The organism is Micromonospora pattaloongensis, assembly GCF_900107255.1.
In the GTDB taxonomy this organism is placed as follows: domain Bacteria; phylum Actinomycetota; class Actinomycetes; order Mycobacteriales; family Micromonosporaceae; genus Micromonospora_I; species Micromonospora_I pattaloongensis.
On record NZ_FNPH01000008.1, the window covers coordinates 92,871 to 106,976 of the forward strand.

16 protein-coding genes are annotated in these 14,106 nt (G+C 72.3%); 9 read left to right on the top strand and 7 right to left on the bottom strand.

Annotated features, from left to right (window positions below; all coding sequences use genetic code 11):
* Positions 1 to 44 precede the first annotated feature (44 nt).
* Positions 45 to 491: an NUDIX hydrolase gene (locus tag BLW47_RS19125; protein ID WP_175543714.1), complete on the top strand. Its 447-nt coding sequence runs from the start codon at positions 45 to 47 to the stop codon at positions 489 to 491.
* Here BLW47_RS19125 and BLW47_RS19130 read toward each other — a convergent pair.
* The gene (locus tag BLW47_RS19130; protein ID WP_091559582.1) at positions 488 to 1,738 is read right to left on the bottom strand and encodes a deoxyguanosinetriphosphate triphosphohydrolase; all 1,251 of its coding nucleotides are present in this window, start codon (positions 1,736 to 1,738) and stop codon (positions 488 to 490) included. The two genes, BLW47_RS19125 and BLW47_RS19130, sit on opposite strands and share 4 nt — an antisense overlap.
* A gap of 88 nt (positions 1,739 to 1,826) precedes the next feature.
* Here BLW47_RS19130 and BLW47_RS19135 point away from each other — a divergent pair, with 88 nt between their 5' ends.
* On the top strand, positions 1,827 to 2,312 hold the full coding sequence (locus BLW47_RS19135; RefSeq protein ID WP_139307373.1) for a hypothetical protein: 486 nt from the start codon (positions 1,827 to 1,829) through the stop codon (positions 2,310 to 2,312).
* Between the two features lie 40 nt (positions 2,313 to 2,352).
* On the opposite strand, the gene BLW47_RS19140 is transcribed toward BLW47_RS19135, so the two are convergent.
* From BLW47_RS19140 to BLW47_RS19165, 6 genes are all read right to left on the bottom strand, one after another.
* Positions 2,353 to 2,721, bottom strand: coding sequence for a VOC family protein (locus BLW47_RS19140; protein WP_091559588.1), 369 nt, complete (start codon positions 2,719 to 2,721; stop codon positions 2,353 to 2,355).
* A gap of 181 nt (positions 2,722 to 2,902) precedes the next feature.
* A complete protein-coding gene (gene ppdK / locus BLW47_RS19145) occupies positions 2,903 to 5,611 on the bottom strand; it encodes a pyruvate, phosphate dikinase (protein ID WP_091559592.1) in 2,709 nt (902 codons plus the stop codon).
* Between the two features lie 293 nt (positions 5,612 to 5,904).
* Entirely contained in the window at positions 5,905 to 7,056 is a 1,152-nt protein-coding gene (dusB, locus tag BLW47_RS19150; RefSeq protein ID WP_091559595.1) for a tRNA dihydrouridine synthase DusB, read from the bottom strand.
* Between the two features lie 113 nt (positions 7,057 to 7,169).
* On the bottom strand, positions 7,170 to 8,549 hold the full coding sequence (locus BLW47_RS19155; RefSeq protein WP_091559599.1) for a glycine--tRNA ligase: 1,380 nt from the start codon (positions 8,547 to 8,549) through the stop codon (positions 7,170 to 7,172).
* 164 nt (positions 8,550 to 8,713) lie between these two features.
* Entirely contained in the window at positions 8,714 to 9,226 is a 513-nt protein-coding gene (locus BLW47_RS19160; RefSeq protein ID WP_245736772.1) for a hypothetical protein, read from the bottom strand.
* Positions 9,227 to 9,282: 56 nt separating this feature from the next.
* The gene (locus tag BLW47_RS19165) at positions 9,283 to 9,624 is read right to left on the bottom strand and encodes an antibiotic biosynthesis monooxygenase family protein (protein ID WP_091559602.1); all 342 of its coding nucleotides are present in this window, start codon (positions 9,622 to 9,624) and stop codon (positions 9,283 to 9,285) included.
* 36 nt (positions 9,625 to 9,660) lie between these two features.
* On the opposite strand from BLW47_RS19165, the gene BLW47_RS19170 reads away from it, so the two are divergent.
* From BLW47_RS19170 to BLW47_RS19200, 7 genes are all read left to right on the top strand, one after another.
* Positions 9,661 to 9,918 carry a DUF6703 family protein gene (locus tag BLW47_RS19170; protein WP_091559605.1) on the top strand — a complete coding sequence of 86 codons (258 nt, stop codon included), beginning with the start codon at positions 9,661 to 9,663 and terminating at the stop codon, positions 9,916 to 9,918.
* A 97-nt stretch (positions 9,919 to 10,015) separates the two neighbouring features.
* Positions 10,016 to 10,966 (top strand): metal ABC transporter substrate-binding protein, encoded by a 951-nt coding sequence (locus BLW47_RS19175; RefSeq protein WP_091559608.1) that lies wholly within the window; start codon positions 10,016 to 10,018, stop codon positions 10,964 to 10,966.
* Positions 10,963 to 11,724 (top strand): metal ABC transporter ATP-binding protein, encoded by a 762-nt coding sequence (locus BLW47_RS19180; protein WP_091559611.1) that lies wholly within the window; start codon positions 10,963 to 10,965, stop codon positions 11,722 to 11,724. The genes BLW47_RS19175 and BLW47_RS19180 overlap by 4 nt, the downstream gene beginning before the upstream one ends.
* Positions 11,721 to 12,602, top strand: coding sequence for a metal ABC transporter permease (locus tag BLW47_RS19185; protein WP_091559849.1), 882 nt, complete (start codon positions 11,721 to 11,723; stop codon positions 12,600 to 12,602). The genes BLW47_RS19180 and BLW47_RS19185 overlap by 4 nt, the downstream gene beginning before the upstream one ends.
* A gap of 78 nt (positions 12,603 to 12,680) precedes the next feature.
* Entirely contained in the window at positions 12,681 to 12,971 is a 291-nt protein-coding gene (locus BLW47_RS19190; protein ID WP_425435420.1) for an ArsR/SmtB family transcription factor, read from the top strand.
* A complete protein-coding gene (locus BLW47_RS19195; protein ID WP_091559618.1) occupies positions 12,971 to 13,369 on the top strand; it encodes a Fur family transcriptional regulator in 399 nt (132 codons plus the stop codon). Before BLW47_RS19190 ends, BLW47_RS19195 begins: the two co-directional genes overlap by 1 nt.
* Before the next feature lie 62 nt (positions 13,370 to 13,431).
* Positions 13,432 to 14,037: a hypothetical protein gene (locus tag BLW47_RS19200; RefSeq protein WP_091559621.1), complete on the top strand. Its 606-nt coding sequence runs from the start codon at positions 13,432 to 13,434 to the stop codon at positions 14,035 to 14,037.
* The last annotated feature ends 69 nt before the right edge of the window (positions 14,038 to 14,106 follow it).

Sequence of the window (14,106 nt, forward strand, 5' to 3'; positions counted from 1 at the left end):
TCGGTACCGACGATCAGGTCGGTGCGAGGATTAGGGTCGTAGGCATGTCGGATACGCCGTTGCGCAGGGTCGACACCGACACCGTGGCCGGGTTCATCGACAAGGTCGCCTGGCTGCGGGTCGAGGACGGTCGCGTCCTGGCGACCCGCTCCCACGGCCGGACCCTCTACTACCTCCCCGGCGGCGAGCGCGAGCCGGGCGAGACCGACCTGCAGACCCTGACGCGGGAGGTCGCCGAGGAGCTGACCGTGACGATCATGCCCGAGACCGTCACGCCGGTCGGCACCTTCGAGGCGCAGGCGGACGCGCAACCGCCCGGTGTGCTGGTGCGGATGGCGTGCTACGCCGCCGATTACGACGCCGCCGGCGCGCTCTCGCCGAGCGCCGAGATCGCCGAGCTGGCCTGGCTGACGTACGCCGATCGCGACCGGGTCTCCCCCGTCGAACAGCTGGTCTTCGATCAGCTCCACGCCACCGGCGAGCTGACCTAGCTGCTGGCCAGGCGCCGGTGCCAGGTCACGGCCGTGGGATCGGTCAGCGAGGCGACCTGGTCGATCACCACGCGCAGCCGGGCGGCGTCGTCTCCGGCGGCCTTCCACAGCGGCGCGAAGACCGGATCGAGCCCCTCCGGCGCGCGGGCCAGCAACGCCGCCACCAGCTTGCTCAGCAGCTCCCGCTGCCGGTCGTACGCCGCGGCCGCCCCGGGCCGGCGCATCACGTAGCGCAACGCCATCCCCTTCAGCAGCGCGCACTGGGCGCGGATCCCGGACGGCACGACCAGATCGGCGGCGTAGCGCCGCAGCGCCGACCGGCCGAACCGTTCCCGGGTGGCGGCCACCGCGGCCGCGACGAACCGGCCGGTCAGCACGCTCGTCATCCGCTTCAGCGCCGCCTGGGCGCCGTGGCTGCCGTCATAGTCGACGAGCGGACGCAGCGCCGGATCGCCGAGAAGCGCCAGCAGCACCGTGTCGAGCTCGTCGACCGACTCCGGCGAGTACGCCTGCGCCACGTCGACGCAGAGCGCGCGCCGCTCGTCGGCGTCGTGGAGCAGCCGGCGCAGCGGCAGGTACCCGCCGTAGATCGCGTCCTCCACGTCGTGCACCGAGTAGGCGACGTCATCCGCCCAGTCCATGACCTGCGCTTCGAGGCTGCGCCGGCGCGGCTGCGGCACGCCGCGACGCAACCACGCGAAGACCTCGGCGTCGTCGGTGTACACCCCGAACTTGCGTTCGCCGTCCGCGCGCGGCCAGGGATATTTGCAGGTCGCGTCGAGGGACGCGCGGGTGAGGTTGAGCCCCGCGGACGAGGCGTCGGGGGCGATGACCTTGGCTTCCAACCGGGTGAGCACACGCAGCGTCTGCGCATTGCCCTCGAACCCGCCACAGGCTCGCGCGAGCGCGTCGAGCGCGGCCTCGCCGTTGTGCCCGAACGGCGGATGCCCCAGGTCATGGGCGAGCCCCGCGACGTCGACGACGTCCGGGTCGCACCCGAGCCGCTCCCCCATCTCCCGCGCGATCTGGGCGACCTCCAGCGAGTGGGTCAGCCGCGTCCGCAGGAAGTCGTCGCCGCCGGTCGGACCGGCGGCACCGGCGGTGTGCACCTGGGTCTTCGCGGCGAGCCGCCGGAACGCGGCGGAGTGCAGCACCCGCGCTCGGTCGCGCTCGAACGGGCTGCGGCTGTGGCCGGTGTCCTTGGGCGGCTCCGGCCGCCACCGCTCGGCCTCGAACGCGGTGGTCACCGGCCGAGCCTAACGCCGGCCTGCGACATCGACGCGACTGTCCGGTTGCCGACTGCCAGGGCGTGTCGACGACAGGACAATCGGCGGCGTGACGGGGCGCATGTGGCTTCGGAGCAGCCGGACGATCCAGATCGATGACATCCCCCCGACCCTGCGACGCGCGGTCGAGGAGCACTGTGCCGGTCAGCTCATGGGCGACCTCGGCACCGCGACCGCCTGCTGCGCCACGCGTTCGGTCCACGTCCGCCGGCCGGGACTCAACTCCCGCGCGTTCGGGTTCGACGAACCGGAGCAACAGCGGGTGGACATCCTGCTGCCGCGCTACCTGGTGGTCGCGCGGATGGAGGGCGAACGCCGGACGTACGTGGTGTCGGCGCGGTTGGCCAGCATGACCCTCGGCCCGTCGCTGACCACGTTGGGCGCGGTGATCAGCGACTTCGGGGTGGCGGTGACGGCGCAGTGGTCCGCGCACGGCACGGTCAGCCCGGTCTGGATCGGGCTCGGCGACGACGCGGACGGGTACGGGTTCCTCACCGCGCTGCGCGGCGCCGTCGCGGCGGCCCGCCCGGCCTGACCCGGGACGCCACCGGCGTGGCGACCCCGGGCCCGTGGCGCTACGTGGCCTCCGCGGGGGTCCGCTGCTTGAGGATGCAGAACTCGTTGCCCTCCGGATCGGCCAGCACGATCCACCCCACGTCCGGCCCCTGACCGATGTCGACGTGCCGGGCGCCCATGTTGACCAGGCGCTCGACCTCGGCCTCCTGGTCGGTCGGGCGCAGGTCGATGTGGAGCCGGTTCTTCAGCTCCTTCGTCTCGGCGGCCGGCACGAAGATCAGACCCGGCAGCTGGTCCGGCGCGCGCCGGATCTCGATCTCGTCGGGCTTCTCGTACGTGATCTGGTAGCCGAGCGCCTCCGCCCACCACCGCGCGAGCCGCGCGGGGTCACGGGCGTCGACGACCAGGTTCTCCCACTGGCTACCCATGGGCCATGCCTCCGTTGCGATGGATCGACGCGATGACGCTTCAGGTTACGCGGGGTAGCCGGAATCGGCAGGGCGACCGCGAGGCACGGACCGAGCGTGACCGTTGGGGCGGTCGGACACCCGCCGGTCGGACACCGCCGTTCGGCCGAAACGTTCGCGGTCGATCAGGGATTTCCCGCCGTTACCGGCTGTCGGAGCCGGCGGACTCGACGGCGGCGCGGCCGGCCTCCAGGCGGGCCACCGGCACCCGGAACGGCGAGCAGGAGACGTAGTCCAGCCCGACCTCGTGGAAGAAGTGCACCGACTCCGGGTCACCGCCGTGCTCGCCGCAGACGCCCACCTTCAGGCCGGGCCGGGCGGCCCGCCCCTCGTCGACCGCGATCCGCACCAGCCGGCCGACGCCCTCCCGGTCGATGGACTCGAACGGCGAGATGCCGAAGATGCCCAGCTCCAGGTAACGCCAGAAGAAGGCGCCCTCCACGTCGTCGCGGGAGAAGCCCCAGCCCATCTGGGTGAGGTCGTTGGTGCCGAAGGAGAAGAACTGTGCGGCCTCGGCGATCTGGCCCGCGGTCAGCGCCGCCCGCGGCACCTCGATCATGGTGCCGATCAGGATCTCGACCGACTGCTCCCGCCGCACCTCCGCGATGATCTTCTCGGCCTCCGCGCGTACGGTCTCCAGCTCCTGGACCGCGCCGACCAGCGGCACCATGATTTCCGGCCGAGGGTCGCCGCCGTCGCGCGCGCGCTCCGCGGCCGCCTCGGCGATCGCCCGCACCTGCATCGCGAACAGACCCGGGATGACAAGCCCGAGGCGTACGCCGCGCAGCCCGAGCATCGGGTTCTGTTCGTGCATCCGGCGCACGGCGGCGAGCAGCGCCTCGTCCTTGGCGGCGTCCTCCCCGCGGGCCTGCGCGACCGCGACGTTGACCGCCAGCTCCTCCAGCGGCGGCAGGAACTCGTGCAGCGGAGGGTCGATCAGCCGCACGGTCACCGGCAACCCGTCCATCTCGCGAAAGATCTCCACGAAGTCGGCACGCTGCAGCGGCAGCAGCGCCGCCAGCGCGGCCTGCCGCTCCTCGTCGGTACGCGCCAGGATCAGCCGCTCGACCAGCTCGCGCCGGTCGCCGAGGAACATGTGCTCGGTCCGGCACAGGCCGATGCCCTCGGCGCCGAACCGCCGCGCCCGCGCCGCGTCCGGGCCGGTGTCGGCGTTCGTGCGCACCCGCAGCCGCCGCGCCGCGTCGGCGTGCGACATGATCCGGTGTACGGCCGCCACCAGCGGATCCTCGGTGGTCTCCGGCGTCACGTCGCCCTCGAAGTACCGGACCACCGCTGACGGCTGCACCTGCACCTTGTCGCGGTAGACGCAGCCGGTGGTGCCGTCCACGGAGATCATGTCGCCCTCACGGACCGTGTGACCGCCCACCGTAAACTGTCCACCGCGGACGTCCACCTCGAGCGAGTCCGCCCCGCACACGCACGTCTTGCCCATGCCGCGGGCGACCACGGCCGCGTGGCTGGTCTTGCCGCCGCGGGAGGTCAGGATGCCCTGCGCGGCGATCATGCCGGGCAGGTCGTCGGGGTTGGTCTCGCGGCGGACCAGGATGACCGGCTCGCCCTGTTTGGCGAGCTCGACGGCGCGCTGCGAGTCGAACACGGCCTTGCCGACGGCCGCGCCCGGCGACGCGCCCACGCCCTTCGCGAGCACCTCCGGGGCGCCGCCGAGGTCGAAGCGCGGGAACATCAGCTGGGCGAGCTGCGCGCCGGTGACCCGGTGCAGCGCCTCGTCGAGGTCGATGATGCCCTCGTCGACGAGCTGCGCGGCGATGATGAACGCGGCGGCCGCGGTCCGCTTGCCGACCCGCGTCTGCAGCATCCACAGCTTGCCGCGCTCGATGGTGAACTCGATGTCGCACAGGTCGCGGTAGTGACCCTCCAGCGTGGCCATGATGCGCAGCAGCTCGTCGTAGGAGCGCTTGTCGATGCGCTCCAGCTCCTGCAGCGGCACCGTGTTGCGGATGCCGGCCACCACGTCCTCGCCCTGCGCGTTCGCCAGGTAGTCGCCGTAGATGCCCTGCGCGCCGGTGGCGGGGTCGCGGGTGAACGCGACGCCGGTGCCGGAGTCGGACCCGAGGTTGCCGAAGACCATCGCGACCACGTTGACCGCGGTGCCGAGGTCGGCGGGGATGCGCTCCTGGCGCCGGTAGAGCACCGCACGGTCGGCGTTCCACGAGTCGAAGACGGCGCGGATCGCCAGGTCGAGCTGCTCGCGGGGGTCCTGCGGGAACTCGCGGCCGGTGTGCTTCGAGAAGATCTTCTTGTACGTGCCGACCAGCGCGCGCAGGTCGTCGGCGTCCAGGTCGAGGTCGTTGCCGGTGCCCTTGGCCCGCTTCGCCTCGTCGAGAGCGTGCTCGAACTCCTCGCCGGGGACCTCGCAGACGGTCTTGCCGAACATCTGGATCAGCCGGCGGTACGAGTCCCAGGCGAACCTGTCGTTGCCGCCCGCCTGCGCGGAGAGCCCCGCCACGCTCTCGTCGTTGAGCCCGACGTTGAGGACGGTCTCCATCATGCCGGGCATCGAGAACTTGGCGCCGGAGCGGACCGACACCAGCAGCGGGTCGGCCGGGTCGCCGAGCCGCTTGCCGCGGGTCGCCTCCAGCGCCGCGAGATGCGTGTCGATCTGCTCGGCCAGCCCCGCCGGCTGCTCACCGGTCGCCAGGTACGCCTGGCACGCCTCGGTGGTGATCGTGAAGCCGGGCGGCACCGGCAGACCGAGATTGGTCATCTCCGCCAGATTGGCGCCCTTACCACCCAGCAGATCCTTGAGATCCTTGTTGCCCTCGGCGAAGTCGTACACGTACGTGTGCTTCGCCGTCTCTGCCGCTGCCACCAGAGCCTCCCACGCGCCGAATCGACACTGAACGAAGGTTCAGTACGGTCTCCGTACCCCATCGTCGGACTTCCGTACCAGGGGAACCAATGGCCATTGGTGGGCGAAGGCTAAGCGACTGCGTGGTTGCCGGACAGAGTTCGGTGACCAGTCGCACAGTTATCGACAATCGTGCGTTCGTACGTTTTTCTGGGAGCGATTCCACGCTCATGATCGCGCACGAGGGTGGGCACGGCGGCATTCTGTCGGGCAGGTCGACGCGCGACGGAAAATCACCCGAACGTTTCTCGCCATCAGCCGCCGGAGTCGGCGAGTTCGGCGCCCTCGGGCACCATGTCGTCGTCGCGGCTGTCGAGCCAGCCGTCGGGCAGGAAGACCTTGCCCGGCGAGTTGGTGCGCCCCCGCGGCTGGCCGAGCAGCTCGACCGGGAACGGGGCGTCCCCCTCGAGCTTGCCGAGCAGATCGTCGAGCTCCATCAGGCTCTCGATCATCGCGAGCGACCGGCGCAGCTCGCTGCCGACCGGAAAGCCCTTCAAGTACCAGGCCACGTGCTTGCGGAAGTCCGTACAGCCGTCCCGCTCGCTCTCCAGCCACTCCACCAGCAGCTCGGCGTGCCGGCGCATCGTCGTCGCGACCTCGCCCAACGTCGGCAGCGCCCGGTCGGGACGCCCGGCGAAGGCCGCGGCCAGATCGGCGAAGAGCCAGGGACGACCCAGGCAACCGCGGCCGACCACCACCCCGTCCGCGCCGGTGTGGGCCACCATCCGCAGCGCGTCGTCGGCCTCCCAGATGTCGCCGTTGCCGAGCACCGGCACGTCCAGGGCCTGCTTGAGCGTCGCGATCGCGTCCCAGTCCGCGGTCCCGGAGTAGCGCTGCGCGGCGGTACGCCCGTGCAGCGCCACCGCCGCCACCCCGGCGTCCTGCGCGGCCAGCCCCGCCTCCACGTACGTCAGGTGGTCGTCATCGATGCCCTTGCGCATCTTCACCGTCACCGGAACGCCGGCCGGCGCGGCGGCCGCGACCGCCGCCCGCACGATCCGCGCGAACAGCCGACGCCGCCACGGGAGCGCGGAACCGCCGCCCTTGCGGGTCACCTTCGGGACGGGACAGCCGAAGTTCAGGTCGATGTGGTCGGCGAGATCCTCCTCGACCACCATCCGCACCGCCGCCGCGGTGACCTCCGGGTCGACGCCGTAGAGCTGCAGGCTGCGCGGTCGCTCGTCACCGTCGAACGCGACCATCCGCATGGTCCGCGGATTGCGCTCCACCAGCGCGCGCGTGGTGATCATCTCGCAGACGTAAAGCCCCCCGCCCTGCTCACGGCAGAGCGTGCGGAAGGCGACGTTGGTGATGCCGGCCATCGGCGCGAGCACGACGGGCGGCCACACCTGGTGCCGCCCGAGGGCGAGCGGCGGCAGGACGGCGGCGGCGGCAGGGGTGGTCACACGCTCAAGGATTCCACGAGGTCAGCGGGGGCCGCACCGCGGTAACCGGCCGAACTACCCGAAACGGCTCCCTCCGCCCGGAAGCCGGGGCGGAAGGAGCCGCTCGTCACGCGTCAGCAGCCGGGCAGACGCTCGATCAGGTAGCGCTCGACCTGATCCAGCGAGACCCGCTCCTGGGTCATGGTGTCCCGGTCCCGGACCGTCACCGCGTTGTCCTCGAGCGTGTCGAAGTCGACCGTGACGCAGAACGGGGTGCCGATCTCGTCCTGGCGCCGGTACCGGCGACCGATCGCCTGCGAGTCGTCGAACTCCACCACCCAGCGCTTGCGCAGGTCGGCGGCGAGCCCCTTCGCCTTCGGCGACAGCGCCTCGTTGCGGGACAGCGGCAGCACCGCCACCTTGACCGGCGCCAGCCGCGGGTCGAAGCGCATCACCGTGCGCTTGTCGACGCCGCCCTTGGTGTTCGGCGCCTCGTCCTCGTCGTACGCCTCCAGCAGGAACGCCAGCACCGCGCGGGTCAGGCCGGCGGCCGGCTCGATCACGTACGGCATCCAGCGCTCGCCCTTGGTCTGGTCGAAGTACGACAGGTCGACGCCGGAGTGCTTGCTGTGCGTGGAGAGGTCGAAATCGGTGCGGTTGGCGATCCCCTCCAGCTCGGCGAACTCGGTCCCGCCGAAGCGGAAGCGGTACTCGATGTCGACCGTGCGCTTCGAGTAGTGGGAGAGCTTCTCCTTCGGGTGCTCGTAGAAGCGCAGGTTGCTCTCCGACAGCCCGAGGTCGAGGTACCAGTTCCAGCGCTCCTGCAGCCAGTACTCGTGCCACTGCTCGTCCGAGCCGGGCTCGACGAAGAACTCCATCTCCATCTGCTCGAACTCGCGGGTCCGGAAGATGAAGTTGCCCGGGGTGATCTCGTTACGGAACGACTTGCCGGTCTGGGCGATGCCGAACGGGGGCTTCTTGCGGGCGACCGTCTCGACGTTCTTGTAGTTGACGAAGATGCCCTGGGCGGTCTCGGGGCGCAGGTAGTGCAGCCCCTCCTCGCTCTCCACCGGGCCGAGGTAGGTCTTCATCAGGCCGTTGAACATCCGCGGCGCGGTGAAGGTGCCCTTGTTGCCGCAGTTCGGGCAGTTCAGCTCGGTCAGGTCGGACGGCGCCCGGCCGTGCTTCGCCTCGAACTCCTCCTCGAGGTGGTCCGCGCGGAACCGCTTGTGGCAGAACTGACACTCGGTCAGCGGGTCGACGAACGCCTCGAGGTGGCCGGAGGCGGCCCAGACGTCGCGGGCGAGGATCACGGCCGAGTCCAGGCCGACGACGTCCTCACGCTGCTGGACCATCGTCTTCCACCACTGCCGGCGGACGTTCTCCTTGAGCTCCACGCCGAGCGGACCGTAGTCCCAGGCGGATCGGGTGCCGCCATAGATCTCGCTGGACGGGAAGACGAAACCGCGGCGCTTGGCGAGGCTGACGACGGCGTCGATACGGTCGGCTGGCATGAGTTCCTCCTACACCGACTGGCGGTCGGCGGGGATGCGACGGGACAAATCAACAACGGCCGGCGCGACGGCACGGTTACCGACGGCGGACCGCCCAGGAGACTACCGTGACCGGCGGGTGACGCCGCCGCCGGCAGCACCGACGACCGCGACGCGGACGCGGATCACCGGATGCCGCAGACCTCGAACTCCCCGGTCCCGGCGTCCTGGGAGAGCTCGACGTGCAGCGTCCGCTGCCCACCGCGGTCGTACCTGACGTCCACCGGCACGATCACCACGTTGGCGATCGTGGCGTCGCCGATGGTGTACGAGTCGATCGCCGGCTCGGCGGAGACCCGCCGCTCGAACTCCGGCACCGACTCGCGTCGGTGGATGTCGTCGCAGAGCAGCGCGTACGCCTTGGCGTACTCCCGCTGCTCAACCGCGTCGAAGTAGGCGGCGACGACCGCGTGGGACCGCTCGTTGACCGCCTGCGTGCCGGTGACGGCGATCCCGACCAGCGCGGCCGCGCCACCGCCGCAGCAGAGCAGCACCGCGAGGGCGGCGACGCCGATCCCGACCCAGACCCGCGCGGTGCGCCCCTCCGTGGGGGGCGCCGCGAACGGCGGACGGGCCCCGGGACCCGGTGGCGGCGTCGGCACCACGGCGGGCGGAGTCGCCGGTCCGGGAATGGTCATGGGGGCAAGCCTAATCCCTGCCGCGCAGCGGCTCGTGGAACGGTTTTCCGTGCCGGTCAGCGGCCCGGCTCGGTGGCCCGGTCGCTGGCGGAGACGGTGACCGCGCCGCCGGGCTCGGCGCTCGCCAACGGCTCGTACGCCGAGGGCTCGTCCAGCGACTCGGCGAGCAGCGGCGTCGCGTACACCTTGACGTCGAACGCCCCCAGCGCCCGCCGGTAGGTGCCGACCGACTCCCACTCGGTCACCAGGCACCAGTGGTCGGGCTCGTCGAGGGAGCGGGTGAGCTGACCGCGCCGGTATCCGGGGCGGGCGGCGAGCGCGGCGAGCGCGGCGTGGGCGCGCTCGGTGAACGCCGGCGCGGATTCCTCGGTCACCACGAACCGGTTCATCACCAGCACACGCGTCTCCTCGATGTCTCACTAGAGTCTGTCGCCATGCAGCCTACGCAGAACGGTCCGCTGTCCCGCTTCGGCCGGGTCAACCCGACGGCGGCGTTTCTCGGCACGCTCGCGCTGGTGCTCGCCGGATTGTTCGCGCCCGGCATCATCGGCGGCGCGCTGCTGCTGGTGCTCGCCGGCGCGGTCGCGGCGCTTCTGGTCGCGACCTGGTCGGCGCACCCGCCCCGCGCCCGGCTGCCGCGGGTGCTCGTGCTGACCGTGCTGGTCACCGCGGCACTGGTCAAGATCCTCTAGCCGCCGTTGTCCCCCAGGGACGCACGGGTGGTCAGCCGTCATGACATGCACCCATGCGTTTTTGACAATCGTTCTCATTCTCGACCAGAGTTGGGTCATGCCCAGCCGTACCACCTCTCGCCGCGCGCTCGCCGCGGCCGCCCTCGTCGCCCTCGCCGGGGCCGGTGGCTGCACCGGCGCCGCCGACGCCGACCCCGACCGCGTGAGCGTGGTCACCGCCTTCTACCCGCTGCAGTTCGTCACCGAGCGGGTCGGCGGCGACGCGGTGCGGGTGACGAGCCTGGCCAAGCCCGGCGCCGAGCCCCACGATCTCGAGCTCAACCCGCAGCAGGTCGCGCAGATCACCGACGCGAAGGTCATCGTCTACCTCAAGGGCTTCCAGCCGGCCGTCGACGAAGCGGTCGCGCAGGAGGGCGGGGACCGGACCTTCGACGTGTCGACCGCGACCCCGCTGCTCACGGCGAGCGCCGGCGGGCACGACCACGAGGGGGAGGCGGGCCACGCGGAGGAGTCGGGTGACGAGCACGCCGGCCCGGACCCGCACGTGTGGCTGGACCCGACCCGACTCGCCACCATCGCGGACAAGGTCGCCGAGCGGCTCGGCGCCGCCGACCCGGCGCACGCCGCGGACTACACGGCGCGGGCGAAGGCGCTGCGCACCGAGCTCGAGACGCTCGACCGCGAGTACGCGCAGTCGCTGAAGAACTGCCAGCGCCGGGAGATCGTGACCAGCCACAGCGCGTTCGGCTACCTGGCCGAGCGCTACCAGCTCGAGCAGATCGGGATCACCGGCCTGTCGCCCGAGGACGAGCCCTCGGCACAGCGGCTGGCCGACGTGGTGACCGAGGCGCGCCAACACCAGGCCACGACGATCTTCTTCGAGACCCTGGCGAGTCCGAAGGTCGCCGAGACCATCGCCCGCGAGGTCGGCGCGAAGAGCGCCGTCCTCGACCCGATCGAAGGACTGCAGCCCGGCACGACCGGCGACTACCTTTCGGTGATGCGCACCAACCTCACGGCGCTCACGTCCGCGCTGGGCTGCTCGTGAGCCCCACCGTCATCGAGGTCCAGCACGGGACGGTCGCCTACGACGGCCGTCCCGTGCTGCGCGACGTCTCCGTCGCCGTGACCGCCGGCGAGGTCGTCGCCGTGCTCGGCGCCAACGGCTCCGGCAAGTCGACGCTGATCCGCACCATCCTCGGGCTGACGCCGCTGACCGGCGGCGCCGTCCGGCTCTTCGGGACCCCGGTCCGCCGGTTCCGGCAATGGCGGCGCATCGGCTACGTGCCCCAGCGGATCGGCGCCGGCAGCGGCGTGCCCGCGACCGTGGCCGAGGTCGTCGCGTCCGGCCGGCTGGCCCGGCGCGGCGTGCTGCGGCCCGCGCGCGCCGCCGACCGCGAGGCCGTCGCCGCGGCGCTGCACGCCGTCGGGCTCACCGACCGCGCCGGCGACCCGGTCGCCACCCTCTCCGGCGGCCAGCAGCAGCGCACCCTGATCGCCCGCGCGCTCGCCGGGCAGCCCGAGCTGCTGGTCCTCGACGAGCCGACGGCCGGGGTCGACGCGGCCAGCCAGCAGGCGTTCGCGGACGCGCTGCGCGGGTTCGTCGACGGTGGCGGGACCGTGCTGCTCGTCGCCCACGAGCTGGGCCCACTGGCGCCCCTGATCAGCCGGGCGGTCGTCGTCCACCACGGGGAGATCGCACACGACGGCGCCGTCCCCTCCCCCGCCGGCCACCACGCCGAGCCGGGGCACGACCACGTGCACCCGCACGCGCCGTCGGATTCGTCGCGGATGTGGAGCGCATGAACGTCTTCCAGTACGAGTTCGCGATCCGGGCGCTGATCGCGGCGCTCGTGATCGGGCTGACCGCCCCGGCGCTCGGGATCTACCTCGTGCAGCGCCGCATGTCGCTGATCGGCGACGGGGTCGGCCACGTCGCGCTGACCGGCGTCGGCGTCGGCCTGCTGCTCAACCAGTCCCCCATCCTCACCGCCATGCTGGTCGCGGCCGCCGGGGCGGTCGCCATCGAGCTGATCCGGGAACGGGGGCGCACCTCCGGCGATCTCGCGCTGGCGATCCTGTTCTACGGCGGGATCGCCGGCGGCGTGATGCTCGTCGGGCTCTCCAGCAACCGCAGCAACGCGGCGCTCATGTCGTACCTGTTCGGCTCGCTGAACACGACCTCCCCCACCGACCTGGTGGTCATCGTGGGGTTGGGCGCGGTGCTGCTCGCCGCGATGCTGGTGCTGCGGCCGGCGCTCTTCGCGGTCTGCCAGGACGAGGAGTACGCGAAGGTCTCGGGGCTGCCCGTGCGCGCCCTCAACCTGCTGCTCGCGGTGACCACCGCGGTGACCGTGACCATCGCGATGCGCACGGTCGGGCTGCTGCTGATCAGCGCCATGATGGTCGTGCCGGTGGCCACCGCGCAGCAGGTCACCCGCGGCTTCCGCAGCACGATGGCGCTGGCGATGGGGGTCGGGCTGCTCGCCGCTGTCGCCGGGGTGTGGCTCGCCGGCCAGGTCAACACCGCGCCCGGCGCCACCATCGTGGTGCTGGCGATCGCCGCATTCCTGGCGGTGGCGCTGGGCGCCGCCCTGCGGCGCACGCTGCACCGCCGGTCCCTACCGGCCACCACCCGGCCGACCGCCGAGCTGGAGCCGCCCGACGTGGTGCTGGAACGCTGAGGCGACCCCGGCTGCGGCGTCGGCGGTCCTGCGGCGCCACGCCGTGGCGGAATTGGTTACCGTTACGGGGTGACGACCATGAACGGGTACGAGGGCTACGAGGGCGCCGGCGAGCTGCTGCGCGCGCTCTCCGCCCCGATCCGGGTCGCCATCGTCACCGAGCTCGCCGCCGGTGAGCGCTGCGTCCACGAGCTCGTCGACAAGCTCGGCGCGGCGCAGCCGCTCGTCTCCCAGCACCTGCGGGTGCTGCGCGGCGCCGGCGTGGTGCGCGGGTCGCGGCGCGGCCGCGAGATCGCGTACGCCCTGGTGGACGAGCACGTCGCGCACATCGTGGCCGACGCGGTGAGCCACGCCCGGGAGGCCCGATGATGAGCGGCGACGGCACCGCCGTGCGCAACACCCGCCAGCGCAGCGCGGTCAGCGCCCTGCTGGCCGAGGTGGAGGGCTTCCACAGCGCGCAGGAGCTGCACGCGATGCTGCGCGAGCGCGGCGAGCGGGTCGGGCTGACCACCGTCTACCGGACGCTGCAGGGGCTGGCCGACTCCGGCGAGATCGACGTGATGCGCCCGCCGGGCGGCGAGCACCTCTACCGCCGGTGCAGCCAGGGACACCACCACCACCTGGTGTGCCGCGCCTGCGGCCGCACCGTGGAGGTCGAGGGGCCGGCTGTGGAGAACTGGGCGGAGCGGGTCGCGGCCCAGCACGGGTTCGCCGACGTCAGCCACACCCTGGAGATCTTCGGCACCTGCCCGGCCTGCGTACGCTGACGTACCGTCGCCGCCCTCGGCGTGTCCTGCGGGGACGCGCCCGTTCCGGCACGCTGAGCCGCATGAGGATTTACGCCGACCGCTTCCCCACCGCCGCCCGCCAACTCCTCACGGATCTGCTCGTCGCCGCCTGGGTCTACCTCTGGATCCGGGCCGCCAGCTGGCTGCACGACCTCGTCGAGCAGCTCGCGGTGCCGGGGCGGAAGCTGGAGGGCGCCGGCGGCGGGCTCGCCGACAACCTCGCCGACGCCGGCGGCAAGGTGGGGCGCGTCCCGCTCGTCGGCGACGAGCTCACCGCCCCGTTCAACCGCGCCGCCGAGGCGGCCCGGTCGATGGCCGAGGCGGGGCGGGACCAACAGGCGTTCGTCGGTGAGCTGGCGCTCGCGCTGTCGGTGGCGGTGCTGGTCTTCCCGCTCGGTGTGGTGCTGCTCGGCTGGCTTCCGCTGCGGGTCCGGTGGATGCGCCGGGCCACCGCGGCCGCCGCGCTGCGCTCCACCCCGTCGGGGCGCGACCTGCTCGCGCTGCGGGCGCTGGCCGCCCGCCCGCTCCCCGCCCTCACCCGGATCGACCCGGACGTCGCCGAGGCATGGCGCCGCGGCGACGAGTCGACGGTCAATGCCCTGGCCGCGCTGGAGCTGCGCGCCCTCGGCCTCCGCACCTCGCGCTGACCCCGTCCCACGCTCGTGCGGTTGTGCCTCGCACACGTGGTTCACGGGGCCGGATCGGGCGCCACAGCT